The 25142-nt window shown below is 71.4% G+C and carries 22 protein-coding genes and 1 pseudogene; 7 read left to right on the forward strand and 16 right to left on the reverse strand.

Features of this window, described 5'->3' with window-relative positions:
- Positions 1-772 (forward strand): annotated as a pseudogene (locus QIS99_RS30610) (hypothetical protein); the annotation flags it as partial.
- 65 nt (positions 773-837) lie between these two features.
- Here QIS99_RS30610 and lysS read toward each other — a convergent pair.
- The gene (gene lysS / locus QIS99_RS30615) at positions 838-2580 is read right to left on the reverse strand and encodes a lysine--tRNA ligase (RefSeq protein WP_282517003.1); all 1743 of its coding nucleotides are present in this window, start codon (positions 2578-2580) and stop codon (positions 838-840) included.
- 218 nt (positions 2581-2798) lie between these two features.
- Here lysS and argS point away from each other — a divergent pair, with 218 nt between their 5' ends.
- A complete protein-coding gene (gene argS, locus QIS99_RS30620) occupies positions 2799-4553 on the forward strand; it encodes an arginine--tRNA ligase (RefSeq protein WP_282517004.1) in 1755 nt (584 codons plus the stop codon).
- 65 nt (positions 4554-4618) lie between these two features.
- On the opposite strand, the gene QIS99_RS30625 is transcribed toward argS, so the two are convergent.
- The gene (locus tag QIS99_RS30625; RefSeq protein ID WP_282517005.1) at positions 4619-5185 is read right to left on the reverse strand and encodes a Uma2 family endonuclease; all 567 of its coding nucleotides are present in this window, start codon (positions 5183-5185) and stop codon (positions 4619-4621) included.
- Positions 5186-5240: 55 nt separating this feature from the next.
- Positions 5241-6458, reverse strand: coding sequence for an aminotransferase-like domain-containing protein (locus QIS99_RS30630; RefSeq protein WP_282517006.1), 1218 nt, complete (start codon positions 6456-6458; stop codon positions 5241-5243).
- Positions 6459-6623: 165 nt separating this feature from the next.
- Between QIS99_RS30630 and QIS99_RS30635 the strand changes: the two genes are divergently transcribed.
- Together QIS99_RS30635 and QIS99_RS30640 are read left to right on the forward strand one after the other, a co-directional pair.
- The gene (locus QIS99_RS30635) at positions 6624-6950 is read left to right on the forward strand and encodes a hypothetical protein (RefSeq protein ID WP_282517007.1); all 327 of its coding nucleotides are present in this window, start codon (positions 6624-6626) and stop codon (positions 6948-6950) included.
- Complete coding sequence (locus tag QIS99_RS30640; protein ID WP_349017337.1) at positions 6947-8266, forward strand: hypothetical protein; 1320 nt, start codon at positions 6947-6949, stop codon at positions 8264-8266. The genes QIS99_RS30635 and QIS99_RS30640 overlap by 4 nt, the downstream gene beginning before the upstream one ends.
- 81 nt (positions 8267-8347) lie before the next feature.
- Here the strand turns inward: QIS99_RS30640 and hemB are convergent, their stop codons facing one another.
- The 6 genes from hemB to QIS99_RS30670 form a co-directional block, all read right to left on the reverse strand.
- Positions 8348-9346, reverse strand: coding sequence for a porphobilinogen synthase (gene hemB, locus QIS99_RS30645; protein WP_282517008.1), 999 nt, complete (start codon positions 9344-9346; stop codon positions 8348-8350).
- Between the two features lie 167 nt (positions 9347-9513).
- Positions 9514-11169, reverse strand: a complete 1656-nt coding sequence (locus QIS99_RS30650; RefSeq protein ID WP_282517009.1) for a bifunctional uroporphyrinogen-III C-methyltransferase/uroporphyrinogen-III synthase — start codon at positions 11167-11169, stop codon at positions 9514-9516.
- Positions 11166-12140 (reverse strand): hydroxymethylbilane synthase, encoded by a 975-nt coding sequence (hemC, locus tag QIS99_RS30655; protein WP_282517010.1) that lies wholly within the window; start codon positions 12138-12140, stop codon positions 11166-11168. The genes QIS99_RS30650 and hemC overlap by 4 nt, the downstream gene beginning before the upstream one ends.
- Positions 12137-13828: a glutamyl-tRNA reductase gene (locus QIS99_RS30660; protein ID WP_282517011.1), complete on the reverse strand. Its 1692-nt coding sequence runs from the start codon at positions 13826-13828 to the stop codon at positions 12137-12139. Before QIS99_RS30660 ends, hemC begins: the two co-directional genes overlap by 4 nt.
- Positions 13825-14679, reverse strand: coding sequence for a redox-sensing transcriptional repressor Rex (locus QIS99_RS30665; RefSeq protein WP_282517012.1), 855 nt, complete (start codon positions 14677-14679; stop codon positions 13825-13827). The genes QIS99_RS30660 and QIS99_RS30665 overlap by 4 nt, the downstream gene beginning before the upstream one ends.
- A gap of 332 nt (positions 14680-15011) precedes the next feature.
- The gene (locus QIS99_RS30670; RefSeq protein ID WP_282517013.1) at positions 15012-15290 is read right to left on the reverse strand and encodes a glutaredoxin family protein; all 279 of its coding nucleotides are present in this window, start codon (positions 15288-15290) and stop codon (positions 15012-15014) included.
- A 164-nt stretch (positions 15291-15454) separates the two neighbouring features.
- Between QIS99_RS30670 and QIS99_RS30675 the strand changes: the two genes are divergently transcribed.
- The 3 genes from QIS99_RS30675 to QIS99_RS30685 all read left to right on the forward strand — a co-directional run bounded on the left by QIS99_RS30675 (position 15455) and on the right by QIS99_RS30685 (position 19109).
- Positions 15455-16396: an HAD family hydrolase gene (locus QIS99_RS30675; protein WP_282517014.1), complete on the forward strand. Its 942-nt coding sequence runs from the start codon at positions 15455-15457 to the stop codon at positions 16394-16396.
- Positions 16397-16766: 370 nt separating this feature from the next.
- Positions 16767-17594 carry an ECF subfamily RNA polymerase sigma factor, BldN family gene (locus QIS99_RS30680; RefSeq protein ID WP_282517015.1) on the forward strand — a complete coding sequence of 276 codons (828 nt, stop codon included), beginning with the start codon at positions 16767-16769 and terminating at the stop codon, positions 17592-17594.
- A 300-nt stretch (positions 17595-17894) separates the two neighbouring features.
- On the forward strand, positions 17895-19109 hold the full coding sequence (locus tag QIS99_RS30685) for a DUF5667 domain-containing protein (RefSeq protein WP_282517016.1): 1215 nt from the start codon (positions 17895-17897) through the stop codon (positions 19107-19109).
- Positions 19110-19179: 70 nt separating this feature from the next.
- Here QIS99_RS30685 and QIS99_RS30690 read toward each other — a convergent pair whose 3' ends face one another.
- The 7 genes from QIS99_RS30690 to QIS99_RS30720 form a co-directional block, all read right to left on the reverse strand.
- Positions 19180-20217: a lysophospholipid acyltransferase family protein gene (locus QIS99_RS30690; protein ID WP_282517017.1), complete on the reverse strand. Its 1038-nt coding sequence runs from the start codon at positions 20215-20217 to the stop codon at positions 19180-19182.
- 31 nt (positions 20218-20248) lie between these two features.
- Positions 20249-21355 (reverse strand): NAD-dependent epimerase/dehydratase family protein, encoded by a 1107-nt coding sequence (locus QIS99_RS30695; RefSeq protein WP_282517018.1) that lies wholly within the window; start codon positions 21353-21355, stop codon positions 20249-20251.
- Between the two features lie 242 nt (positions 21356-21597).
- The gene (locus QIS99_RS30700; protein WP_003948845.1) at positions 21598-21696 is read right to left on the reverse strand and encodes a 30S ribosomal protein bS22; all 99 of its coding nucleotides are present in this window, start codon (positions 21694-21696) and stop codon (positions 21598-21600) included.
- A gap of 132 nt (positions 21697-21828) precedes the next feature.
- Entirely contained in the window at positions 21829-22038 is a 210-nt protein-coding gene (locus tag QIS99_RS30705) for a helix-turn-helix domain-containing protein (protein ID WP_282517019.1), read from the reverse strand.
- 128 nt (positions 22039-22166) lie between these two features.
- Complete coding sequence (locus QIS99_RS30710; RefSeq protein ID WP_282517020.1) at positions 22167-22982, reverse strand: phosphatase; 816 nt, start codon at positions 22980-22982, stop codon at positions 22167-22169.
- Between the two features lie 210 nt (positions 22983-23192).
- The gene (locus QIS99_RS30715; protein ID WP_282517021.1) at positions 23193-24356 is read right to left on the reverse strand and encodes an acetoin utilization protein AcuC; all 1164 of its coding nucleotides are present in this window, start codon (positions 24354-24356) and stop codon (positions 23193-23195) included.
- A 118-nt stretch (positions 24357-24474) separates the two neighbouring features.
- The gene (locus QIS99_RS30720; RefSeq protein ID WP_282517022.1) at positions 24475-25119 is read right to left on the reverse strand and encodes an HAD family hydrolase; all 645 of its coding nucleotides are present in this window, start codon (positions 25117-25119) and stop codon (positions 24475-24477) included.
- Between the last annotated feature and the right edge of the window lie 23 nt (positions 25120-25142).

The following is a 25142-nucleotide window of genomic DNA, read 5'->3' on the forward strand; positions in this document are numbered from 1 at the left end:
GCCCGCGCCGGCCGTCCAGGCTGTCCCGGCCGCCCCGGACCAGCGCCAACTCGCCCCCGTACAGCGGAAGCCCATCGAAGCGGAACCCGTACCGGAGGTCGTATCAGAAGCCCTGCCGGAGCCGGAGCCGGGGTCGAAACCGGAGGCGAAACCGGAGGCGCAGGCGCAGGCGGGCGAGCGCGGAGCGGGCGTCCCGGAAACCCCCGAGCCCAGCCCCTGGTTCCAGGCCGCGCCCCCCGAGCAGGTCCCGTACGAGGGCGGCTACGACCCGGAGTTCCCCGTCCCCGCCGGCCCCGGCCGCACCCGCCCGCTGTCCATCCCGGGCCCGCGCACCGAGGCCGTACCGGAACAACCGGAAACCGAACGGCCGGAAGCCGAACGACGGGAAACCGAACGACGGGAAACCGAACGGCCGGAACCCCAACCGGAGGCCGAACAACCGGAGGCCGAACAACCGGAACCCGGACCCAAGCAGCCGACGTCCGCCGCCCCCGCCCCCACCTCCGCGTCCTCCCCCGCCCCTACCCCCACCCACGACCTCCCCGAGGACATCAGCCGCGAAGAGGCGTACTTCGGGGCGTTCCGCAAGTACGTCAGTGAGCACAAGGACATGCCCAACGCCCGCCAGCTCGCCGTGTACCTGCTGGACCTCTACGGCGTGACCGGCCAGTCCGGCGGGCCGCTCAGCGAGTCGACGCTGCGGCCGTACGTACGCGAGTTCCGCGGCCGCTACCAGGAAGAGCTGGACGCGGACGCGGAACCCATCGCGTAACGGACCGGATGAAGAACCTCTGAAGAACCTCCGAAGAAACCTCCGAAGAAACCTCCGAAGAAACCTCAGGCGCCGAGCAGCTTGCGCACCCGGTCGGCGCCGACCGCGAGCAGCAGCGTGGGCAGGCGCGGGCCGGTGTCGCGGGAGACGAGCAGCCGGTAGAGCAGCGCGAAGAACGTGCGCTGCGCGACCTTGATCTCCGGCGGCAGCTCCTTCGCGGTCGCGTCCGCCGAGAAGCCGGCCTGGACCTTCGGCACGCCGTACACGAGGTGCGTCAGGCCGTCGAGGGACCAGTGCTCGTCCAGGCCCTCCAGGAGCAGGCGGAGCGAGTCACGCGCCTGGTCGTCGAGGGTGCCGAGCAGCTCGGTGTCCGGCTCGTCGCGGACGACGGTGCGCTGGTCGGCCGGGACCTGGGTGTTGATCCAGGACTCCGCGCGGTCCAGGCGAGGGCGGGCCTCGTCGAGGGAGGCCAGCGGGTTGGCCGGGTCCAGGTCGGAGAGGATGCGCAGCGCCTGGTCCTCGTGGCCCGCGGTGATGTCGGCGACCGAGGCGAGCGTGCGGTACGGCAGCGGGCGCGGGGTGCGCGGCAGCTCGCGCCCGGCGGTGCGCACCGCGCGGGACCAGGCGGACTGGTCCGCGGGCAGCACCGTGGAGTCGGCGACCTTGGCCTCCAGCTTGTCCCACTCGTCGTAGAGCCGCTGGATCTCCTGGTCGAAGGCGATCTTGAACGACTGGTTGGGCTTGCGGCGCGCGTACAGCCAGCGGAGCAGCTGCGGCTCCATGATCTGCAGCGCGTCGGCGGGGGTGGGCACGCCGCCCTTCGAGGACGACATCTTGGCCATGCCGGAGATGCCGACGAACGCGTACATCGGGCCGATCGGCTGCTTGCCGCCGAAGATCCCGACGATCTGCCCGCCGACCTGGAAGCTCGACCCCGGAGACGAGTGGTCCACACCGGACGGCTCGAAGATCACGCCCTCGTAGGCCCAGCGCATCGGCCAGTCGACCTTCCACACCAGCTTGCCGCGGTCGTACTCGGAGAGCCGGACCGTGTCGGTGTGGCCGCACTGGCAGACGTACGACAGCTGGGTCGTTTCGTCGTCGTACGAGGTGACGGTCGTCAGGTCCCTCTCGCAGGCGGCGCAGTACGGCTTGTACGGGAAGTACTCCGCGCCGGAGCCCGAGCCGTCGTCCTCGGCGGCCGCGCCGGAGCCCTCGGCGGCCTCCAACTCGGCGGCGTCGACGGGCTTCTGGGACTTCTTCTGCGTCTTGGGCTTCGTGCGGTACTGGGCGAGCACGGCGTCGATGTCGCCGCGGTGCTTCATGGCGAACAGGACCTGCTCGCGGTAGACGCCCGAGGTGTACTGCTCGGTCTGGCTGATGCCGTCGTACTCGACGCCCAGCTGGTCCAGGGCGTCCGTCATGGCGGCCTTGAAGTGCTCGGCCCAGTTCGCGTACGCGGAGCCTGCCGGGGCGGGGACGGAGGTCAGCGGCTTGCCGATGTGCTCGGCCCAGGACTCGTCGGTGCCCGCGACGCCGGCCGGGACCTTGCGGTACCGGTCGTAGTCGTCCCAGGACAGGACGTGGCGCACCTCGTACCCGCGGCGGCGGATCTCGTCGGCAACCAGGTGCGGGGTCATGACCTCGCGCAGGTTGCCCAGGTGGATCGGGCCGGACGGGGAGAGACCGGACGCGACGACCACCGGTTTGCCCGGGGCGCGACGCTCCGACTCGGCGATGACGTCGTCCGCGAATCGGGAGACCCAGTCGGTGTTCTCCTGGGGCTCTGCTCCGGTGCTCTGGGCCACGGTGGGTTCGTCCTTCTCTCCGTGATCGGGGTGGGGCGGGTCACTTCCGCGGACCCATTGTCCCAGTTAACCGGGGCTCGGCGAAAACGCCTTATCAAGGGGGCGGCCCCGCAGCCGCGCACGCACCGGCCCGCGAACCCCTGAAACCCCTTTGCGACCCCGTGGGATACTGGCCGGAATCTGAAATCCGACCCCGACCAGAACGGCAGCCCCTACCCATGGCACCGGTCACCTCGATCGCTTCGAACGTCCACCAGCGCCTCACCGACGCCCTCGCGGCCGCCCTGCCGGAGAGCGTCGGCGACCCCCTGCTGCGACGAAGCGACCGGGCCGACTTCCAGGCCAACGGCATCCTCGCCCTGGCCAAGAAGGTCAAGGGCAACCCGCGCGAGCTGGCCGGCCAGGTCACGGACGCCCTGGACGCGGGCGGCCTGCTGGGGGACGTCGAGGTGTCGGGACCCGGCTTCCTGAACATCACGGTCACCGACCGCGCCATCACCGAGACGCTCGCCGCCCGCGCCGCCGACGGCGACCGGCTCGGCGTACCGCTGAAGGAGAAGCCGGGCGTCACGGTGATCGACTACGCGCAGCCGAACGTCGCGAAGGAGATGCACGTCGGCCACCTGCGCTCGGCGGTCATCGGGGACGCGCTGCGCGGCATGCTCGACTTCACCGGCGAGCAGACGATCGGCCGCCACCACATCGGCGACTGGGGCACCCAGTTCGGCATGCTGATCCAGTACCTGATCGAGCACCCGGACGCGCTGGCCCCGGCCGACGAGGTCGACGGCGATCAGGCCATGTCGAACCTGAACCGGGTCTACAAGGCCTCGCGTGCCGTGTTCGACGCGGACGAGGAGTTCAAGGAGCGGGCCCGCAAGCGGGTCGTGGCGCTGCAGTCCGGCGACCGGGAGACGCTCGACCTGTGGCAGCGGTTCGTGGACGAGTCGAAGGTCTACTTCTACTCGGTCTTCGAGAAGCTGGACATGGAGATCCGGGACGACGAGATCGTCGGCGAGTCCGCGTACAACGACGGCATGCCCGAGACGGCCCGCCTCCTTGAGGAGTCCGGGGTCGCCGTGCGCTCCGAGGGCGCGCTCGTGGTGTTCTTCGACGACATCAAGGGCAAGGACGACCAGCCGGTCCCGCTCATCGTCCAGAAGGCCGACGGCGGCTTCGGGTACGCGGCCTCCGACCTGACGGCGATCCGCAACCGCGTCCAGGACCTGCACGCGACGTCGCTGCTGTACGTCGTGGACGTACGCCAGTCGCTGCACTTCAAGATGGTCTTCGAGACGGCCCGCCGGGCAGGCTGGCTCAGCGACGAGGTCACCGCGCACAACATGGGCTACGGCACGGTGCTCGGCGCCGACGGCAAGCCGTTCAAGACCCGTGAGGGCGAGACCGTACGCCTGCAGGACCTGCTGGACGAGGCGGTGCAGCGGGCCGCCGAGGTGGTGCGCGAGAAGGCCCGGGACCTCACCGAGGACGAGATCCAGGAGCGGGCCGCGCAGGTCGGCATCGGCGCGGTGAAGTACGCGGACCTGTCCACGTCGCCGAGCCGGGACTACAAGTTCGACCTGGACCAGATGGTGTCGCTGAACGGGAACACGAGCGTGTACCTGCAGTACGCGTACGCCCGTATCCAGTCGATCCTGCGCAAGGCGGAGGGCGCGGGCCCCGTCGCCCACCCGGAGCTCGAACTCGCCCCGGCGGAGCGGGCGCTGGGCCTGCACCTGGACGCGTTCGGCGAGCTGCTCGCGGAGGCGACGGCGGAGTACGCGCCGCACAAGCTGGCGGCGTACCTGTACCAGCTGGCGTCGCTGTACACGGCGTTCTACGACCAGTGCCCGGTCCTGAAGGCGGAGTCGCCCGCGCAGGTGGAGAACCGCCTGTTCCTCTGCGACCTCACCGCCCGCACCCTCCACCAGGGCATGGCACTCCTGGGCATCAGGACCCCGGCGCGTCTCTGAGCATTCCCGCACACAGCCCGAAGGCCCACCGGAATCCACTTCCGGCGGGCCTTCGGTCTGTTCGGTCACTCGTACCGGGTGAACTCACCGGTCGCGATCTTCAACTCAAGCCCGCCCAGCGGAACATCCTCCCCGTACAGCCGCCGCAGCCGCCCCTGATACTCGCCCTCACGGGGCTCCGTGTAGAGCGTCCAGCTGCCGTCCCGCGGGTCGATCAGCAGATACGAGGGCACGCCCGCGTCTGCGTACCAGGCGACCATGTCGCGGGTGTCCTTGGTGCTGTTGCCCTTGGACACGACCTCGACGACGAGCTCGACGTCACCGGGGTCGGCCAGCCACTCGTCGGACTCCCCGAAGCCCGCGTCGCAGATGAGGAGGTCCGGGGTGGCGTAGTCGTCGGGGTCGCCGGGGATGGGGAGGGAGGCGACTTGGTAGGGGCGCAGGTGCGAGGGCAACACCGGGCGCAATTGGTCGTACACCGCGTTGATGATCCCCGCGTGCTTCCCGCGCGGCGTCGGCGACATCATGAGAACTCCCCGGATGATCTCGGCCCGCAGGCCACTGGCTTCCTCTGCGGCCTCGGCGGCCTTGCGCAGCGGCGTCATCGCGCGGTCCGGGCTCATGACAGTCATGACACCTCCTTCCGAGTACCACCGAGTGTAACGACGGCACTCCGGGCAGGTTGTCCTACTCGTCCCACCGCCCCGCCAACCCCGCCCCCAGCCTCCGCAGCCCCTCCCCGATCTCCTCCGGCGTCTGCGTCACGAAGCACAGCCGCAGGGTCGACGGGTCCGGGGACGCCGCGTGGAACGGGGCGCCCGGGACGTACGCCACGTCGTGCCGTACCACGGACGGCAGCAGTGCCGTCGCGTCGTAGCCGTCCGGGAGGCGGGCCCAGAGGAACATGCCGCCGTCGGGGCGGTTCCACGTGGAACCGGACGGCAGGGCTTCGGCGAGGCCCGCGAGCATCGCGTCGCGGCGTTCGCCGTAGACGGCGGCGACCCGCGCGACGTGTGCGTCCAGGTCGGAGTCCGCCAAGTAGCGCGCGGCGGCGAGCTGGTTGACGGTCGGGGTGTGCAGGTCGGCGGCCTGCTTGGCGACGGCACAGGCGCGGCGCAGGGCCGCGGGGGCGCGCAGCCAGCCGAGGCGCATGCCGGGTGCCATCACCTTGGAGAGGCTGCCGAGCAGCACGGTCCGGTCCTCGGCCCCCGGGTACGAGGCGACCCACGGCACCCGCTCGCCCTCGAAGCGGAGTTCGCCGTACGGGTCGTCCTCGATCAGCCACAACCCGCGGCGGGCCGCCACCTCGGCGACGGCGGCGCGGCGCTCGGCGGGCAGGGTGCGGCCGGTGGGGTTCTGGAACGTGGGCACCGTGTAGAGCAGCTTGGGCCGCTCGCGGGCGACGAGCGCGTCCAGGGCGGACGGGTCGAGGCCGGCGTCGTCGCAGGGCACGGGCACGATGCGGGCGCCCGCGAAGGAGAAGACCTGCAGTGCCGCCAGATAACAGGGGTCCTCGACGAGAACCGTGTCGCCGGGTTCCACCAGCGCGGTCGCGAGGAGGGACAGGGCTTGTTGCGAGCCGGTGGTGACGATCAGGTCGTCCGCGCCGGTCGCCAGTCCGCGCGCGGCCGTACGGGCGGCGAGCGCGGTACGCAGCGTGGGCTCGCCCTCGGTCGTGGAGTACTGGAGCGCGCGCTCGGGCTCGGCGTCGAGCACCGCGCGGTAGGCGGCGGCGATGCCCTCGCGGTCGAACAGGCCGGGCGCCGGAAGCCCACCCGCGAAGTTGATCACCTCGCGGCGTGCGGTGACCGCCAGGATGTCCCGTACCGGAGAACCGCCCACGGCGATCGCGCGCGCGGCGAGCGGGGGCACGGGCGCGGTGGCGGCGGTTTCGGTGACGGTCACGGCGACTCCTTCGGGCTGCTTTTTGCTGCAGGTTCCGCACCCTAAGCAGATAGCTGCCACCTACACCCGTCGTTTCGGCATGCGGACGCCCGCCCGCCGTCAAGGGCGCCTACGATGCTGCGCACCCAGGTGCATCCGGTGCACGCCCCCCATGCGAGGAGCCCCATGACCGACGGAAGCGGCTTCGCCGCCGACCCGCACTCGATGGACGGCAGCGCCCATCTCCTCACCGAGATAGCCGGGTTGCTGCACGAGGGCAGGCTCGACGCGGACCTCGGCACCCTCGCCCGCACCCCCACCGCGCACGCCGAACTCGGCGCGAAGACCGAGGAGTTCGCCCGGCACGCCGCCGACCAGCACCGGGACCTCGTCACCCTGCTCACCGCCCTGTCCACGGCACTGCGGACGACCGGCGGCGCCTACACCCACGTGGACCGCGCCACCCGCGACGGCTTCAAGTCCTTCCTCGACACCGCGGAGTTGGGCAAGTGAGCGTGACGTACTACGCGGACGTCGCGTACCTGGAGGACTGCAACCCCGCCCTGATCGAGCGGAACGCGGCCGAGTACAAGCGGATGCGCGACCTGCTCGACTCGGTCGGCCCGTCCGTCGCGAAGGCGGGCAACACCCACTGGGTCAGCGCCTCGCGCCAGCACTACGACGCCCGCCTCGCCGACGTACGCACCCTGACCGCAGGGCTCAAGGACGGCTTCGAGGCCGCCTGGAAGGCGCTGCTCCGGTACGCCGACGCCGTCGAGGAGGCGCACCAGCACCTGAGTACGGGCACGGAGTGCGCGGAGCGGCTCGGCAAGCTCGTCGGGGACGGCGACGGCGAGGCGATGAGGCGCTGGGAGGACCTGCGCGACTCGTCCGGCGTCGTCGACTGGGTCCAGGACCGGCTCTCGCCCGGCGACGTGGACGACATCCGCGAGGAGGCGAACCGCTGGTACGAGCAGGCCGCCGAGGCGTTCGGGCGGGCCCGCGCCGCCGAGGATTCGGTGCGCGGCGACGCGATGCGGGACCTGGACGCGGCCCGCGCCCTGATCCCCGACTTCCGCAGCGGCTTCAAGGACGCCGCCGCCCTCCTCGACCGCGTCGGCGACCTGCGCACGGAGGCCGCGCAGGCGAGCTCCGACCCCCGCACCCGCCTCCCGGGCGGCGGCGCGAAGAGCGACTTCTTCCCGCGCGTCGGCCCGGACGTCACCGTCTCGCCCGCCCTGCGCCGCATCCGTGAGCTGAGCGAAGGGCTGCCCGAGGGCAAGGGCACGAGCTACTGGCTGCCCGGCTCGTCGGACGGGATGCGCGCCGAGTGGATCGACGCCAACAGCGCCGCCATCCGCGCGGCCGCGCAGGAGAACGGCCTGCCCCCGGACGTGATCGCGGGCATCGCCTGGCGCGAGGTCGACGGCGACCCGGCCGTGATCGACGATGTCACGGACACCGCACGGCAGTGGGGCATCGGCGGCGACCCGGACCGTACGTCGATGGGCCCGCTGCAGATCCAGATCCGGCGCGCGGCCGAGGTGCTCGGCTACGACCCGGCGGCACTCACCGGCGCGCAGCGCGACGAGGTCGAGTCGGCGGTCAAGGACCCGACGCAGAACGTGTTCATCGCCTCCGAGTACCTGTCCCGGCTGAAGGCGGAGAGCGAGTTCGCGGACGTGCCCGCCCAGAGCATGACGGACGCCCAGTACCAGGAGCTGGCGGCCCGCTACAACGGCGGCCCGTACTGGGAGAGCGACGACGCGCAGGGCTACGGACGGGACTTCATGCGGGACCTGAACGCGGCGAGAGGGGCGCTCCGATAGGGGCGCCCCTCAGGGGCCTCAGTGACCTCAGGGGCCTCAGTGACCTCAGGGGCCTCCGGGGCCTCCGGGGCCTCCGGGGCCTCAGCGCAGCGCCAGTGCCCGCGCCGCCTCCACCGCCCAGTACGTGAGGATCGTGTCGGCCCCCGCGCGCTTGATGCCGGTCAGCGTCTCCAGGATCGCCTTGTCCCGGTCGATCCACCCCTTCTCGGCGGCGGCCTCGACCATCGCGTACTCACCGGAGATCTGGTACGCGGACACCGGCACGTCGACCGCGTCCGCGACCCTGGCGAGGACGTCGAGGTAGGGCCCGGCCGGCTTGACCATCACCATGTCGGCGCCCTCCTCCAGGTCGAGCGCCAACTCCCGCAGGGACTCCCGGAGGTTGGCCGGGTCCTGCTGGTACGTCTTGCGGTCGCCCTGCAGGGACGAGCCGACGGCCTCGCGGAACGGGCCGTAGAACGCCGAGGAGTACTTGGCGGTGTACGCGAGGATCGACACGTCCTCGTGACCGGTCTGGTCGAGGGCGTCCCGGACCACGCCGACCTGACCGTCCATCATGCCGCTCGGGCCCAGCACATGCGCGCCCGCGTCGGCCTGGACCTGGGCCATCTCCGCGTACCGCTCAAGCGTCGCGTCGTTGTCGACGCGGCCGTCGGCGTCCAGGACACCGCAGTGGCCGTGGTCGGTGAACTCGTCCAGGCACAGGTCGGACATGATCACCAGGTCGTCGCCGACCTCGGACCGCACGTCCCGCAGGGCGACCTGCAGGATGCCGTCCGGGTCGGTGCCGGCGGTACCGGCGGCGTCCTTCTTGGCGTCCTCGGGCACGCCGAACAGCATGATCCCGGAGACCCCGGCCTCGACGGCCTCGACGGCGGCCTTCCGCAGGGTCTCGCGGGTGTGCTGCACGACGCCCGGCATGGCCTCGATGGGGACGGGCGCATCGATCCCCTCGCGTACGAACGCGGGCAGGATCAGATCGGCCGGATGCACCCGGGTCTCGGCGACCATGCGGCGCATCGCGGGCGTGGTCCGCAGCCGCCGCGGCCGCGAACCCGGAAAGGCTCCGTACTTCGTCATGGCACCTACGCTACGCCGGGCGGAGCCATGCCTTTACCGACGCGCAGTCGGCCCCGAAGGGGGCTTTCAGGGGCGCGGGGCTCTGACACGTACGGCTTCGCCGCCGACACGCGACCGGCCACGAACTACCCGCGGCCGGAAGATCCCCACGCGCCCCTGCCGCGACCTCAGGAACTCGCCGCCCTACGACGCCGAGCCCCGGGCCGACGCTCACTGGGCCGCGTAACCGCCTCACCCGCCTCAACCGCCGCCGCACGCCGCGCCGCGCCGAACTCGGCCAGCGCCTCCGCGAGCTTGTGGACGGACGGCTCCGGGGCCATGACGTCGACCCGCAGCCCGTGCTCCTCGGCCGTCTTGGCCGTGGCCGGGCCGATACAGGCGATCACCGTCACGTTGTGCGGCTTGCCGGCGATGCCGACCAGGTTCCGCACGGTCGAGGAGGAGGTGAAGAGGACCGCGTCGAACCCGCCGCCCTTGATCGCCTCCCGGGTCTCCGCCGGCGGCGGCGAGGCGCGCACGGTCCGGTAGGCCGTCACGTCGTCGACCTCCCAGCCCAGCTCGATCAGCCCGGCCACCAGGGTCTCGGTGGCGATGTCGGCGCGCGGCAGGAAGACACGGTCGATCGGGTCGAAGACCGGGTCGTACGGCGGCCAGTCCTCAAGCAGACCGGCGGCCGACTGCTCGCCGGACGGCACCAGGTCGGGCTTCACGCCGAAGGCGATGAGCGCCTTGGCGGTCTGCTCGCCGACCGCGGCGACCTTGATCCCGGCGAAGGCACGGGCGTCGAGCCCGTACTCCTCGAACTTCTCGCGGACGGCCTTCACGGCGTTGACCGACGTGAACGCGATCCACTCGTACCGCCCGGTGACGAGCCCCTTCACCGCGCGCTCCATCTGCTGGGGCGTACGCGGCGGCTCGACGGCGATGGTCGGCACCTCGTGCGGCACGGCGCCGTAACTGACCAGCTGGTCGGAGAGCGAGGCCGCCTGCTCCTTCGTCCGCGGCACGAGCACCTTCCAGCCGAACAGCGGCTTGGACTCGAACCACGAGAGACGGTCGCGCTGCGCGGCCGCGGAACGCTCACCGACCACGGCTATGACGGGCTGGTGGCCCTGGGGCGACGGCAGCACCTTGGCCTGCTTGAGGACCTGCGCGACCGTGCCGAGCGTGGCGTTCCAGGTGCGCTGCCGGGTCGTCGTACCGGCCACGGTCACCGCCATCGGGGTGTCCGGCTTGCGGCCCGCGGCGACCAGTTCACCGGCGGCGGCGGCCACGGTCTCCAGGGTGGTGGAGACGACGACCGTGCCGTCCGAGGCGCCGACCTCGGTCCAGCAGCGCTCGGAGGCGGTACGCGCGTCCACGAACCGGACGTCCGCGCCGTGCTCGTCCCGCAGCGGCACACCGGCGTACGCGGGCACGCCCACGGCGGCGGCGATGCCGGGCACCACCTCGAAGGGGATGCCCTCGGCGGCGCAGGCGAGCATCTCCTCGCCGACGCCCGCGTCCAGGCCCGGGTCGCCGCTCACGGCACGGACGACCCGCTTGCCGCCGCGTGCGGCCGCCATGACAAGATTGGCGGCATCCGCGGGGATTGACGACACGTCAGCCTCGGCCTGCTGCGACGTGCCCGAGAGCTCCGCGCCGGCCCGCGCATGCACGCGGACGACGTCCAGCACTTCGGGCTCGGCGACCAGCACATCGGCGCCGGCCAGCGCCTCGACGGCGCGCAGTGTGAGCAGTCCGGGGTCGCCCGGACCGGCACCGAGGAAGGTGACGTGTCCGGGTCCGAAGGACGACTGAGGTACAGAGGTGGTGGGGCTCAATGTGCTCGCTCCCCCATCAGACCGGCCGCACCCTTGGCCAGCATCTCGGCCGCGAGTTCACGGCCGAGGGCTTCAGCCCGCTCTTGGGTGGTGGGTACGGGACCGGTGGTGGACAGCTGCACCAGCGTGGCGCCGTCGGTCGAACCGACGACTCCGCGCAGGCGCATTTCCTTGACAATCTGCCCGTCGGCCAGCAGGTCGGCCAGTGCTCCTACTGGTGCGGAGCAGCCGGCCTCCAGGGCGGCGAGCAGGGAACGCTCGGCGGTCACGGCGGCCCGCGTCAGCGGGTCGTCGAGCTCGGCGAGGGCGGCGGCGAGCTCCGCGTTCTCAGCGGTGCACTCGATGGCCAGGGCGCCCTGGCCGGGGGCGGGCAGGACGGTGTCGACCGAGAGGTACTCGGTCACCTCACCGCTCCGCCCGACGCGGTTGAGCCCGGCCGCGGCAAGCACCACGGCGTCCAGCTCCCCGCTGCGTACGAATCCGATCCGGGTGTCGATGTTGCCGCGGATCGGCACGGTCTCGACGCGCATGCCGTGGTTACGGGCGTACGCGTTCAGCTGGGCCATGCGGCGCGGCGAGCCGGTGCCGACGCGGGCGCCGTCGGGCAGCTCCGCGAAGGTCAGGCCGTCGCGCGCGATCAGCACGTCCCGGGGGTCCTCGCGCAGCGGCACGGCGGCCAGGGCCAGTTCGGCGGGCTGGGCCGTGGGCAGGTCCTTGAGGGAGTGCACGGCGAAGTCGACCTCGCCGCGGAGCAGCGCCTCGCGCAGCGCGGCCACGAAGACGCCGGTGCCGCCGATCTGTGCCAGGTGCTCACGCGAGGTGTCGCCGTACGTCGTGATCTCGACGAGGTCGACGTCCCGGCCGGTCAACTCCCGTACGGCATCGGCGACCTGGCCGGACTGGGCCATGGCGAGCTTGCTGCGGCGCGTGCCGAGCCGAAGCGCTTTCTGCGTCCTCTGGGTCTGAGTCATGCTCGCCCCCGGTTTCTTGCGTCGGTGTCGTCGTTGCTGTTCGAGTCCGCCCGGGATACGGAGGCCACGGTCTGCGGGTCGAGGTCGAAGAGGGTGCGCAGCGCGTCCGCGTACTCGGCGCCGCCGGGTTCGGCCGCGAGCTGCTTGACCCGCACGGTCGGGGCGTGCAGGAGCTTGTCGACGACGCGGCGCACGGTCTGCGTCATCTCGGCCTGCTGCCGCTCGTCCAGGTCGGGCAGCCGGCCGTGGAGCCGGGCCAGTTCGCTCTGCACCACGTCGGCGGCCATGGTGCGCAGGGCGACCACGGTCGGCGTGATGTGGGCGGCCCGCTGCGCTGCCCCGAAGGCGGCGACCTCGTCGGAGACGATGGTGCGCACCTGGTCCACGTCGGCGGCCATCGGCGCGTCGGCGGAGGCCTCGGCCAGCGACTCGATGTCGACAAGCCGCACCCCGTCGATCCGGTGCGCGGCGGCGTCGATGTCCCGGGGCATGGCGAGGTCGAGCAGCGCGAGCTTGGCGGGGGCGTGCTGAGCGGGAATGACGACCCGCACGCCTTCGCCGCCGCCTCCCGGCCGAAGGCCGGGGGAGGAGTCGGGAGCTTGGGGGAGGGTGGGCACGGCCCCCGGTGCCGGGCAAGCCGAGGACGAGTCCAGCCCAGTTGCCGGGCTGTCGAGCAACGCCCCGTTACCGGCCCAAGTGCCGTGCAACTCAAGGGAGTCCACGCCGGGGACATCGACGGTGGAACCCGCATCCGGAATGCGACCGTCACGCGCGGCGGCAGCCGCGAGCCGGGCCACGAGCGACCCGTCAGGAGCCCGCAGGCTGGGAGCCTCGACCCGCTCGGGCCCGGCCCCGGAAGCCACAGCCGCGGCAACGGCCTCACCGGACAGCACGAGCCCCGTAGCCCCGGTACACGAAACGACCACGTCGACTCGTGTCAGCTCATCCTCGACGGCACCCATCTCGGCAACCCGCGCGGAGCATCCCGTACCGGACTCGGAAAGAATCTCCACCAGCCGCTCGGCCCGAGCCCGCGTGCGGTTGGCGACGACGATCTCCGCCACCCCGACCCGCGCCAGCGTCGCCGCGGCGAGCGACGACATCGACCCGGCACCGATCACGAGCGCCCGCTTGCCCGCGGCCCACTCGTCCACCGGCGCCCCGTCGGCGAGCTGTTCCAGGCCGAAGGTGACCAGGGACTGCCCGGCGCGGTCGATGCCGGTCTCGGAGTGCGCGCGCTTGCCGACCCGCAGGGCCTGCTGGAACAGGTCGTTCAACAGCCGCCCGGCGGTGTGCAGCTCCTGGGACGTGGCCAGCGCGTCCTTGATCTGGCCGAGGATCTGGCCCTCGCCGACGACCATGGAGTCGAGCCCGCAGGCCACCGAGAGCAGGTGGTGGACGGCCCGGTCCTCGTAGTGCACGTACAGATACGGAGTGAGCTCCTCCAGGCCGACGCCGCTGTGCTGGGCGAGGAGCGTGGACAGCTCGGCGACGCCCGCGTGGAACTTGTCCACGTCGGCGTAGAGCTCGATGCGGTTGCAGGTGGCGAGCACCGCGGCCTCGGCCGCGGGCTCGGCGGCGACGGTGTCGTGCAGGAGCTTGGCCTGGGCGTCCGCGGGCAACGCGGCGCGCTCAAGGACGCTGACCGGCGCGCTGCGGTGGCTGAGGCCGACGACGAGGAGACTCATGCCGGCATCACGGCGGGGACGTCCCCGTCGGGTCCCTTGCGGTCGGTGCTCTCGGTGCGCGCGGCGGGCGCGGCCTCCGCGGCTGTGGCCTCGGCGGCTGTGGCCTCTGCGGCGCCCTCGTCGACCGGTACGTCGACGCCCGCGGTCTCGGCGACGGCGTCCGCGACGACGACCTCGGCACCGGCTTCCTCGCCCGCCTTGCGCTGCTCGTGGAAGGCGAGGATCTGCAGCTCGATGGAGAGGTCGACCTTGCGCACGTCGACGCCGTCCGGCACGGACAGGACGGTCGGCGCGAAGTTCAGGATGGAGGTGATGCCCGCGGCGACCAGGCGGTCGCAGACCTGCTGGGCGGCGCCCGCGGGGGTCGAGATCACGCCGATCGAGACGCCGTTGTCCTCGATGATCTTCTCAAGGTCGTCGGTGTGCTGGACGGGCATGCCCGCGACGGGCGTTCCGGCCATGTTCGGGTCGGCGTCGATCAGCGCGGCGACCCGGAAACCACGGGACGCGAACCCACCGTAATTGGCCAGTGCCGCACCGAGGTTACCGATACCGACGATCACAACCGGCCAGTCCTGGGTGAGCCCCAGTTCACGGCTGATCTGGTACACGAGATACTCGACGTCGTACCCGACACCACGGGTGCCGTACGAGCCGAGGTACGAGAAGTCCTTGCGCAGCTTCGCGGAGTTGACCCCCGCCGCGGCTGCGAGCTCCTCGGAGGAGACCGTGGGAACCGAGCGCTCCGACAGTGCGGTCAGCGCGCGAAGGTACAGCGGAAGCCTGGCGACGGTGGCCTCGGGAATGCCTCGGCTGCGGGTCGCCGGTCGGTGAGTTCGGCCAGTTGCCACGGTGCTCCTGCGGGTAGAGCGGGGCTGTAGGCGGCCAGAAGTCCCCAGACCGCCCCGTCGAATGCAGGTTATGCCTTTGTGAACGCGTGCACAAAGATTGTGTCCGGTTTGTCCAGCCAAAGTGACCGGGGTCACGCGCCGGTTGTGCGCTGAACTGGAACCGGCGCGGGCGCCGCGACGTTGGTTACCCGTAGGGGGCAAAACCGCACACTCTCCTCACGATTTTCCAGCCCCCGCGTCCAAATCGCCCCCGATCGTAATCGAATTTCAGACTGACCGGTCAGCGGCTGAGCGGTGAGCGGCTAAGTGGTGAGCGGCTGAGCGGTCAGCGGCTAAGCGGTGAGCGCCCGGCGCAGACGATCTTCACTGACGCGCCAGAAGTCGTGCTGCGCCCCGTCCACAAGCACCACCGGAATCTGCTCCCAGTACTTTCGGTGCAACTCCTCGTCCTGCGTGATGTCCTTCTTCTCCCAAGCGGCACCCGTCTCCCCGCAGACCTTTTCGATCACTTCCTGTGCCGTATCGCACAGATGACAGCCCGGCTTGCCGATCAGGGTCACCACCCGGTCCTCGGGCCGCTTCTTCTCCGTACGACGAAAAATGGGACTCATACGGCCATTCTCGCGCGCCCGCGACCGGACCGGACGGCGAGGCGCCCGCGCAGGCGGCGGCGAGGCGGCGGTGACAGTGCTTAACGGTGCGGTAGCGGAGAGTTCACAGGCTCCGAACGCCCTGGACTCCATCGGCGCCGAACAGAATGGCTATGCTCACGGACATGGCCTCTCTCGGATGGCTCTCACCCCGTAGGCGCTCCGCCACCGCGCGCAGCGTCCTGGCCGGCGAGGCCTCGGCGGAGGCCGCGCGGAAGTCCTCGCAGGAGCTGGAACTCGCAGAGGAGACCGCCGAGTCGGCCGCGCCCGAGGAGCCGGAGTTCCCGGTCGCGGGCGACGAGCAGGCGGCCGCCTTCTTCGACCTCGACAACACCGTCATGCAGGGCGCCGCCCTCTTCCACTTCGGCAAGGGCCTCTACAAGCGGAAGTTCTTCCAGCGCCGCGAACTGACCCGATTCGCCTGGCAGCAGGCCTGGTTCAGGGTCGCGGGCGTCGAGGACCCGGAGCACATGCAGGACGCCCGCGACAGCGCCCTGTCCATCGTCAAGGGCCACCGCGTCGCCGAGTTGATGTCCATCGGCGAGGAGATCTACGACGAGTACATGGCGGAGCGCATCTGGCCGGGCACCCGCGCCCTGGCCCAGGCGCACCTGGACGCGGGCCAGAAGGTGTGGCTCGTCACCGCCGCCCCCGTCGAGACGGCCACGATCATCGCCCGCCGCCTCGGCCTGACCGGCGCCCTCGGCACCGTCGCCGAGTCCGTCGACGGCGTCTACACCGGCAAGTTGGTCGGCGAACCGCTGCACGGTCCCGCCAAGGCCGAGGCGGTGCGCGCCCTCGCCACCGCGGAGAACCTGGACCTGAACCGCTGCGCGGCGTACAGCGACTCGCACAACGACATCCCGATGCTGTCGCTCGTCGGGCACCCGTACGCGATCAACCCCGACAGCAAACTGCGCAAGCACGCACGCGAACGGGACTGGCGACTGCGCGACTATCGCACCGGCCGCAAGGCCGCCAAGGTCGGCATCCCGGCCGCCGCCGGCGTGGGCGCGATCGCCGGGGGCACGGCCGCCGCGATCGCCCTGCACCGCCGCCGCCGCTGAGGCCGCCGGGCACCGGCCCGCGGCCCAACTCCCGTACGAGCCGATCCGTACGAGCCGATCCGTACGAGCCGATCCGTACGTGTTACCCATGCGCCGGGCCCGTCAGTCCTGTCCGGGGAACTCGACCACAACACGCCCCGCACTCAGACAGATCACGGTCTAATCCGATCAACAACTGCTCACTCTGCGGTACTTGAAGCGTCGAAGATCCGTAACAGAAGCGACGGAATCGATGATTTGAGCAACTGGGTGTAGCGCTCCCTGCACGAAGCGTTATTCTCCTCAGACGCATGACGGACCCCGCACGTCGCTACGACGGGTGAATGGTCCCGCACTGAACGTGATGGAAAGCTCTGCCTCTGGGAGTCCCGTGTACCCACACGTCGGGGTTGACACCTCGGGCCTGGCTACGCTGCGCGCAACGGTCGCCGACCGCTTGCGCGGCTTCGTCCCCACCGCGTACGCCGTCCCCGCCCTTGCCGTCCCTGCACCAGCCACCCCCTGCTACGCGCTGGCCGAGGGCCTCGGGAGGGGCCCGGCCCGCACCGCCGTCGCCGAAGGGCGCCGCCCCGACGGACGGCACGCCGCCGGCAGACGCGGCCGCTCCGGCGCCACGTCCACCACCACCCGGCGCCCCGCCGCGGACAGCGACAGCGCCCGCATGATGGACCTGGTCGAGCGCGCCCAGGCCGGCGAGGCCGACGCCTTCGGCCGCCTCTACGACCAATACAGCGACACCGTCTACCGCTACATCTACTACCGCGTCGGCGGCAAAGCCACTGCCGAGGACCTGACCAGCGAGACCTTCCTGCGCGCCCTGCGCCGCATCGGCACCTTCACCTGGCAGGGGCGCGACTTCGGCGCCTGGCTCGTGACGATCGCCCGCAACCTGGTCGCCGACCACTTCAAGTCCAGCCGCTTCCGCCTCGAAGTCACCACCGGCGAAATGCTGGACGCCAACGAGGTCGAGCGCAGCCCCGAGGACTCGGTCCTGGAGTCCCTCTCCAACGCCGCGCTGCTCGAAGCGGTACGGCGGCTCAACCCGCAGCAGCAGGAGTGCGTGACGCTGCGCTTCCTGCAGGGCCTCTCGGTCGCCGAGACCGCCCGCGTCATGGGCAAGAACGAGGGCGCGATCAAGACCCTCCAGTACCGCGCGGTGCGCACCCTCGCCCGACTCCTGCCGGACGACGCCCGCTGACCGACCCGTAGGACCCGTAGGACCCGTAGGACCCGTACGACCCGTCCCCGCACCAACCCCTCCTGTCCCCCACCCCTCACACCCCTCACACCCCTCACGCCCCTCACACCCCTCACACCCCTCTCCGACAACGCCCCGTGACCCTCAACTCACCTCCCGTGACGGGTCGATGAGGAAAGCGGTCGGATCATCTTTCGTCCGTAACCCAAGTGCCGCGACCGTCGTTGTGCGGGATGCAGGCTCCCTGTGGTCACCGACCCCCGGGGGAGTCGGACGTCACGACGAGAGGAGGTGCCGCCAGTGATCGCGAATGTTTCGGCACACCGGCGGGCGAACGCCTTCGCCCAGGCCCTGGAGGAGCAGTCCGACCAGGCCGCGGCGGCCGAGCAGCCAGAGAGCACAGAGGACTCCCCCGCTGCCGAACAGGCAGCGCGGAGCCGGATGCTGGCCTTGGCCGGCGGCCTCGGCGAGCTGCCCAAGCCCGAGTTGGACCCCGAGGTCAAGGTGGTCCAACGGGCGCAGCTGATGGCCGCCATGGAGGCGATGCTTCAGGAGGGCACCGCCGCCGGAGGCGACGGAGTGAGCCCCTCGGTGCCCGAACAACGCGCGAGCAAGGGCACCCACCGGGCAAGCCCGCTGCGGAAGTTGCGCCCCCGCTCCCGCCTGTCGAAAGGCATCGCGGCCGGCGGCCTCACCGTCGGCGTGGCCGCCGGAGCGTTCAGCGGTGTCGCCGCCGCCAGCTCCGACGCCCTGCCGGGCGACCATCTGTACGGCCTGAAGCGCGGCATGGAAGACCTCAAGCTCGGCATGGCCGACGACGACTCGGCCCGCGGCGAGCTCTACCTCAACCAGGCCTCCACCCGCCTCCAGGAAGCCCGCCGCCTCCTGGAACGCGGCCGCGTCGGCGCCCTCGACCACGAGTCGCTGAGCGAGGTCCGCCACACCCTGAGCGGCATGCGCAACGACGCCAGCGAAGGCCACCGCCTGCTGCACGCCGCGTACGAACGCGACGGGTCGATCGCCCCCATCCAGGCCCTGAACAGCTTCTCCCAGGCGCACCGCGACACCTGGAGAACCCTGCGCGACCGCCTCCCGCTGCAGCTCTCCGACGTCGGCGACGAGGTCAGCTCCGTCTTCGAGGCCATAGAGGAGGAAGTCGGCCCGCTGAAGTCCCTGCTGCCCAGCTCCCCGGAGACCGGCGGCAGCACGGACAACGGCACCGGCCGCCCCGGCTCCGGCGCCACCGGCCACGACAACGACACCCAGTCACCCGGCGACGGCACCGGCAGCCCCGGCGACACCGGCAAACCGAAGCCGTCCACCGGCGGCAGCGAGGACGAGGGCCTCATCGGCGGCGGCGCGGGCGACCTGCTCGACCCGCCGCTCGGCGAGGACGACGGCGCCACCCCATCCGACGGCAAGGCCACACCCGGCAAGCCCGACATCACCCTCCCGCCGGTCCTTCCCGGCCTCCTGCCCGGCCTCGGCATCGAAGGCGAGGACACCACGAAGTAGCCCCGTCCGTACGTGTGTGGGGGCGCCCTCCCGGCCGGAGGGCGCCCCCACACACGTACGCGTCAAGAACTCAGAAGAACACCGACCGCCGCTGCACAAGCAGCTTGTACAGCGTGTGCTGGATCTGCTCCCGCACCTGGTCCGTCAGGTTGAACATCAGCATCGGATCCTCGGCCGCCTCCGGCGGATAGCCGTCCGTCGCGATCGGCTCGCCGAACTGGATCGTCCACTTCGTCGGCAGCGGTACGGCGCCCAGCGGGCCCAGCCACGGGAACGTCGGCGTGATCGGGAAGTACGGGAAGCCCAGCACCCGCGCCAGCGTCTTCGCGTTGCCGATCATCGGGTAGATCTCCTCGGCCCCGACGATCGAGCACGGCACGATCGGGGTGCCGGCGCGCAGCGCGGTCGACACGAACCCGCCACGCCCGAACCGCTGCAGCTTGTACCGCTCGCTGAACGGCTTCCCGATACCCTTGAACCCCTCGGGCATCACGCCCACCAACTCGCCGCTCTCCAGGAGCCGTTGGGCGTCCTCGGCGCAGGCCAGGGTGTGCCCGGCCTTGCGGGCCAGCTCGTTCACCACCGGCAGCATGAACACCAGGTCGGCGGCGAGCAGCCGCAGATGCCGGTTCTGCGGATGCCGGTCGTGCACGGCGACCTGCAGCATCAGCCCGTCGAGCGGCAGCGTCCCGGAGTGGTTGGCGACGATCAGCGCACCGCCGTCCGCCGGGATGTTCTCGATGCCCTTCACCTCGACCCGGAAGTACTTCTCGTACGCGGGCCGCAGCAGCGACATCAGGACCTGGTCGGTCAGCTCCTGGTCGTAGCCGAACTCGTCCACCTCGTACTCGCCGGTGAGGCGGCGGCGCAGGAAGGACAGGCCGCCCGCGATCCGGCGCTCCAGGCCACCCCGCGGCGCGGCCTGCGCGCCCTCCGGCGTCTCGCCGACGGCGGCGGGCTCGTCGTCCTGCCCGTGCAGCGCACGCACCTCGCGTACGGCGGACGGCTCGGCCTTGCGGCGGCCGGTGGGCCGGTGCCGGGGCCGGCGCTCACCGCGTGGGCGGTCGGCCGCCCCCTCGTCGAACGGAATGACCTTGGCGTCCGCCATGGTTGCTGCGCTCCTCAGTTGGCGCTCTGCGTCAGTTGGCGCTCTGCGTCGGGTGCTGTGCGGCGTCGTCGCCGGTGTGGCCGCCGGTGGTCCCGCCGGTGGCCCCGCCGCCCGCGAAGGGCAGTGCGGCGAGCCGGTCCACCGCCTTGGCCACGGCCTGCGGGGGCAGCAGTCCGGGGCCCCGGCTGCGGGCGAAGTCCGCGAACGTCTCCGCCGTGGTGAAGTGCGGCCGGAATCCCAGTGTCTCGCGCATCTGCCGCGTGGACACCACTCTGCCGTGGGTGAGCAGCCGCACCTGCTCCGGCGAGAAGTCCGTGACGCCCACCGTGCGCAGCGCACTGCCCGCCCAGGTCACCGCCGGAAGCAGCACCGGGACCGTCGGCCGGCCCAGCCGACGCGAGCACTGCGAGAGCAGCAGCACGCCGTCCCCCGCGACGTTGAACGTCCCGCTGTTGAGCGTGCCCCGCTCCGGCTCCCGCGCGGCGATCCGCAGCACGTCCATCACGTCGTCCTCGTGCACGAACTGCAGCCGCGGGTCGTAGCCGAACACGGTCGGCAGCACCGGCAGCGACAGGTAGTCCGCGAGCGGCGAATCGGCGGTCGGGCCGAGGATGTTGGCGAAGCGCAGCACACACACCGCCACGTCCGGACGGCGCCGCGCGAAGCCCCGTACGTACCCCTCGACCTCCACCGCGTCCTTCGCGAAACCGCCGCTCGGCAGCGATTTCGGCGGGGTCGTCTCGGTGAACACGGCCGGGTCCTTGGGCGCCGAACCGTACACATTCGTACTGGACTTGACGACGAGCCGCTGCACCGACGGCGACTTCTGGCAGGCGCCGAGCAGCTGCATGGTGCCGATGACGTTGGTCTCCTTGACCGAGCCCCGGCTGCCGCCGCCCAGCGGGGTGCCGGTGACGTCCATGTGCACCACGGTGTCCACGGCGTGCTCGGCGAGGACCCGCGCGATCGTCGGCTGCCGGATGTCGGCCTGCACGAAGTCGGCGTCGCCCAGCTGGTGCCCCGGCGGCACCGCGTCGACGGCGATCACCCGGTCCACGCCGGGCTCGCGCTGCACCCGGCGTACGAAACGGCCTCCGAGTTGCCGGGCCACCCCGGTGACGAGCACGACCTTGCCCAAGATCAGCGCCTTCCTTCTGCCACGTCCGCGGCGCTCGCTCCTGCCCTGCCCTGCCCGATCCCCGTACGCGCCACGTTAGCGCCTGGATGTTGCGCTGTGATGACCTCCCGCTGCACGAAGTGAGGACGGGCGCGCCGCGCGCGGACGCCCCGCTCCGGAATGCGGCGAAGCCCCCCGCCGAGGAACGGTGGGGGGCTTCGCCAGGCGCTGCGAACTGCGGCGCTTACTTCTTGTTGCGGCGCTTACTTCTTGTTGCGGCGCTGAACGCGCGTGCGCTTCAGCAGCTTGCGGTGCTTCTTCTTCGCCATCCGCTTACGCCGCTTCTTGATAACAGAGCCCACGACTACCCTCGCTCACTTCTCGGAACATCCCCGCTGCCGCGGGAATCTCGGTGCGGGGCAATCTGGGCCCACACGACCTACGTCGGCACAGCCTACCCGCCCGAGCGCCGAGCCCGTAATCGAGGTGGTCGGTCAGGCCGTCTCCACCCCCACGTACGAGTCGCGAAGGTATTCGTGCACCGAGTTCTCCGGCACCCGGAAGGACCTCCCCACCCGGATCGCCGGCAGATGACCGCTGTGCACCAGGCGGTACACGGTCATCTTCGACACTCGCATCGCCGAGGCGACTTCCGCCACGGTCAGAAACTGCACCTCACTCAGAGGCCTCTGCTCAGCAGCCATGACACACCCGAACCTTCCGCACATGACGGGCACCGGCTTCCCCTTCCGGTAACTCCTCGTCGCTGCGCGCTCACACCCAGAGTAGAGGCGGGTGGTGCGAGTGGGGAAGAGGTGGAGCACCAGGCCGCCTACCGGGACAGACGCGCCTGACCCAGCACATAGCGCGTCAACGGCAGGTAGTAGTCGGCCCGCACCCCGTCGTCGAGCGGTACGGCGACCGACACCAGGCCCTCCGCCTCCCCGACGAACAGCGCCGGATCGTCCGTATCGGCGAGCCCGATGGCCTCCACACCGAGCTGACCTGCACCGCAGACCCAGCCGTGATCGCCGACGACCAGCTCCGGCAACGGCCCGCCCGCCTCGGCCGCCGCCGCGAGCGCGGTACGCACCGGCAGCGGCGAGTGGCAGTGCGCCCCGCTCGCACGCCCGGCGCCCACTCCGGCGGGGTCCCGCACCAATGCGACCCCCCGCACATGGTCCAGGGCATACGTACGTAGGCCGAACCGGGTCGTTATGTCGACACGTACGCCCTGCGCGGGGGTGAGCACCCTGCATCCGGCCGCCGAGAGCGCGTCCGCCAACCCGGCGTAGAAACCGAGCAGTCGATGCGGGTGTCCGGTCCCGAACAGCACGGGTGCGCGCCGCTCGACCGCTCGCCGCAACCGGTCCGCGAAGGCGTCCAGACCGGCCAAGGTGCGTTCCGGATCGATCACATCGGGCCCGGTGGTGTGCCGCGGGTCGGCGGAAACCCCGCACTTGTCGGCCATGAGCGCAAGCAGGTCCCGGTCGTCCCAGGCCCATTGGGGGTCGAGGCCGAGCAGCACCCGGGGGTCCCGGGCGGCGAAGAGCCGGTAGCTGCGCAGGCTCTCCTCGCGCGAGGTGGCCACGGGCCCGGCGAGCCGGGCGGCCAGCAGATGCGCCCGCAGGGCGCCGGTGCTCAACACGCCTGCGATGCTGACGCATTCCCCCGAGCCGGGCCGCGGAACCCCGGACATTCCGCACAGTCGGGCTAACTTCCCCCGCGTTGCCGGGCGCCCCGACTCCCGTCGCTGGTAGGCGAGTTCAGCCGTACGGTCGGTCGGCACAGATGGGGGGACGGCTGTACGAGGGCGGCTTACGGGAGCGGCTGTACGAGGGCGGCTTACGGGAGCGGCTTACGGCAGCAGCCCGCGCAGCGGGAACACCGAGCGCCGGGTGGCGAGGATCGCCTGGTCGAGCCGGTCGTCCGGGTCGTAGCCCGCCTCCCAGTCCGCCCAGGTGGGCTTGCGGCCGTCGGTCATGCGCCGGGGCGCGGGCTCCCGCGTACGCGCGAACACTTGTTGGCGCCACTCCTCCGGGATCTCGGTCTCCGGCGCGATCTCCCGCCCGGCGGCGATCGCCACGAGATGGGTCCATGACCGCGGCACCACGTCCACCACGGCGTAGCCGCCACCGCCGAGCGCCACCCAGCGCCCGTCCGCGTGCTCGTGCGCCAGCTCGTGACAGGCCAGCTGGACGGCGCGCTGCGCGTCGAGCGAGACGGCCAGATGCGCCAGCGGGTCCTCGAAGTGCGTGTCGGCCCCGTGCTGGGTGACCAGGACCTGCGGCCGGAACTCCGCGAGCAGCTCGGGCACCACCGCGTGGAACGCCCGCAGCCACCCGGCGTCGCCCGTCCCCGCCGGCAGCGCCACGTTCACCGCACTGCCCTCGGCGGCGCCCGTCTCCTGGGGCCAGCCGGTCTGCGGGAACAGCGTCCGCGGGTGCTCGTGCAGCGAGATCGTCAGCACTCTGGGGTCCTCCCAGAACGCCGCCTGCACGCCGTCCCCGTGGTGCACGTCCACATCGACGTACGCGACCCGCTCCGCGCCCAGTTCGAGCAGGCGCGCGATGGCTAGGGCCGCGTCGTTGTAGATGCAGAAGCCGGCCGCGCCTCCGGGCATGGCGTGGTGCAGTCCGCCTGCGAAGTTCACCGCGTGCACGGCCTCCCCGCGCCACACCGCCTCGGCCGCCCCCACGGACTGCCCGGCGATCAGCGCCGACACCTCGTGCATCCCCGCGAACGCCGGATCGTCCACGGTGCCCAGTCCGTACGAGCCCGCCGCCGCACCGGGGTCCGCGGAGGCGGCCTTCACCGCGTCCACGTAGTCCTCCCGGTGCACGAGCCGCAGCGTCGACTCCCCGGCGGGCTTCGCCGCCACGACCTCCAGGTCCCGGTCGAGCCCGTACGCCGCGACGAGCCCTCTGGTCAGCGCGAGACGCACCGGGTCCATCGGGTGTCCGGCGCCGAAGTCATAGCGCGTTACCGCCTCGTCCCACATCAGCTGTGCGCGACCGCTCATGCCCGTCACCGTATCGGTCGCCCTCGGCCGCGAAGGGCCGGGCGTAACCAACGTCACGGGCATCGCGCCGCCATCGCGCCGCTCCGGTCCGCGCTGCGGCAGTCCGAGCTGCGCCCGATCAGCCGAGCAGTACGGGGAGTTGGCCCATCTCGGAGAAGTACGCGGTGGCCCCTTCAAGGCGGTCCCGCGGCATCATGGACGTGAACGCGAGCACGTCCATGCCTGCCTCCCGCGCTGCCTGGATACCGAGCGGACTGTCCTCGACGACGACGCATTTCTGCGGTTCGACGTCCATCTGCTGTGCCGCGTGCAGAAACAGATCGGGGGCCGGCTTTCCCTGGCCGACATCCTCCGAGCTGAAGATCCACTCGTCCTCGAACCATTCGTCGAGCCCGGTCTTGAGGTGTCCGACGCGGATCTTCTCGTGACTCCCGGAGGACGCCACACAGTACGGAACGCCTTGGGCGGTGAGCTTCTCCAGTACGTCCACGGCGCCCGGTACGGGCTCCAACTCCTCCTGGAACGCGGTGAATACGCGTCGGTTGAACGCCGTCTCGAAGTCTTCGGGGAGCGGTTTCCCGCCTCGCTCGGCCACGAGGTCGTGCACTCGGTGCATGGCGGCGCCCATGTAGTCCCGCAGCGATTCCTGGTACGTGGTGGGGTGCCCCAGCTCGGTGAGATAGCTGGCGAGAATGGCGTTGGCGATGGGCTCGCTGTCCACGAGGACGCCGTCGTTGTCGAAGATCACCAGGTCATAGCGCATGCTTTGACTGTAAGTCCTGTGGC

This window comes from Streptomyces solicavernae (assembly GCF_029968095.1).
GTDB classification, from domain to species: domain Bacteria; phylum Actinomycetota; class Actinomycetes; order Streptomycetales; family Streptomycetaceae; genus Streptomyces; species Streptomyces solicavernae.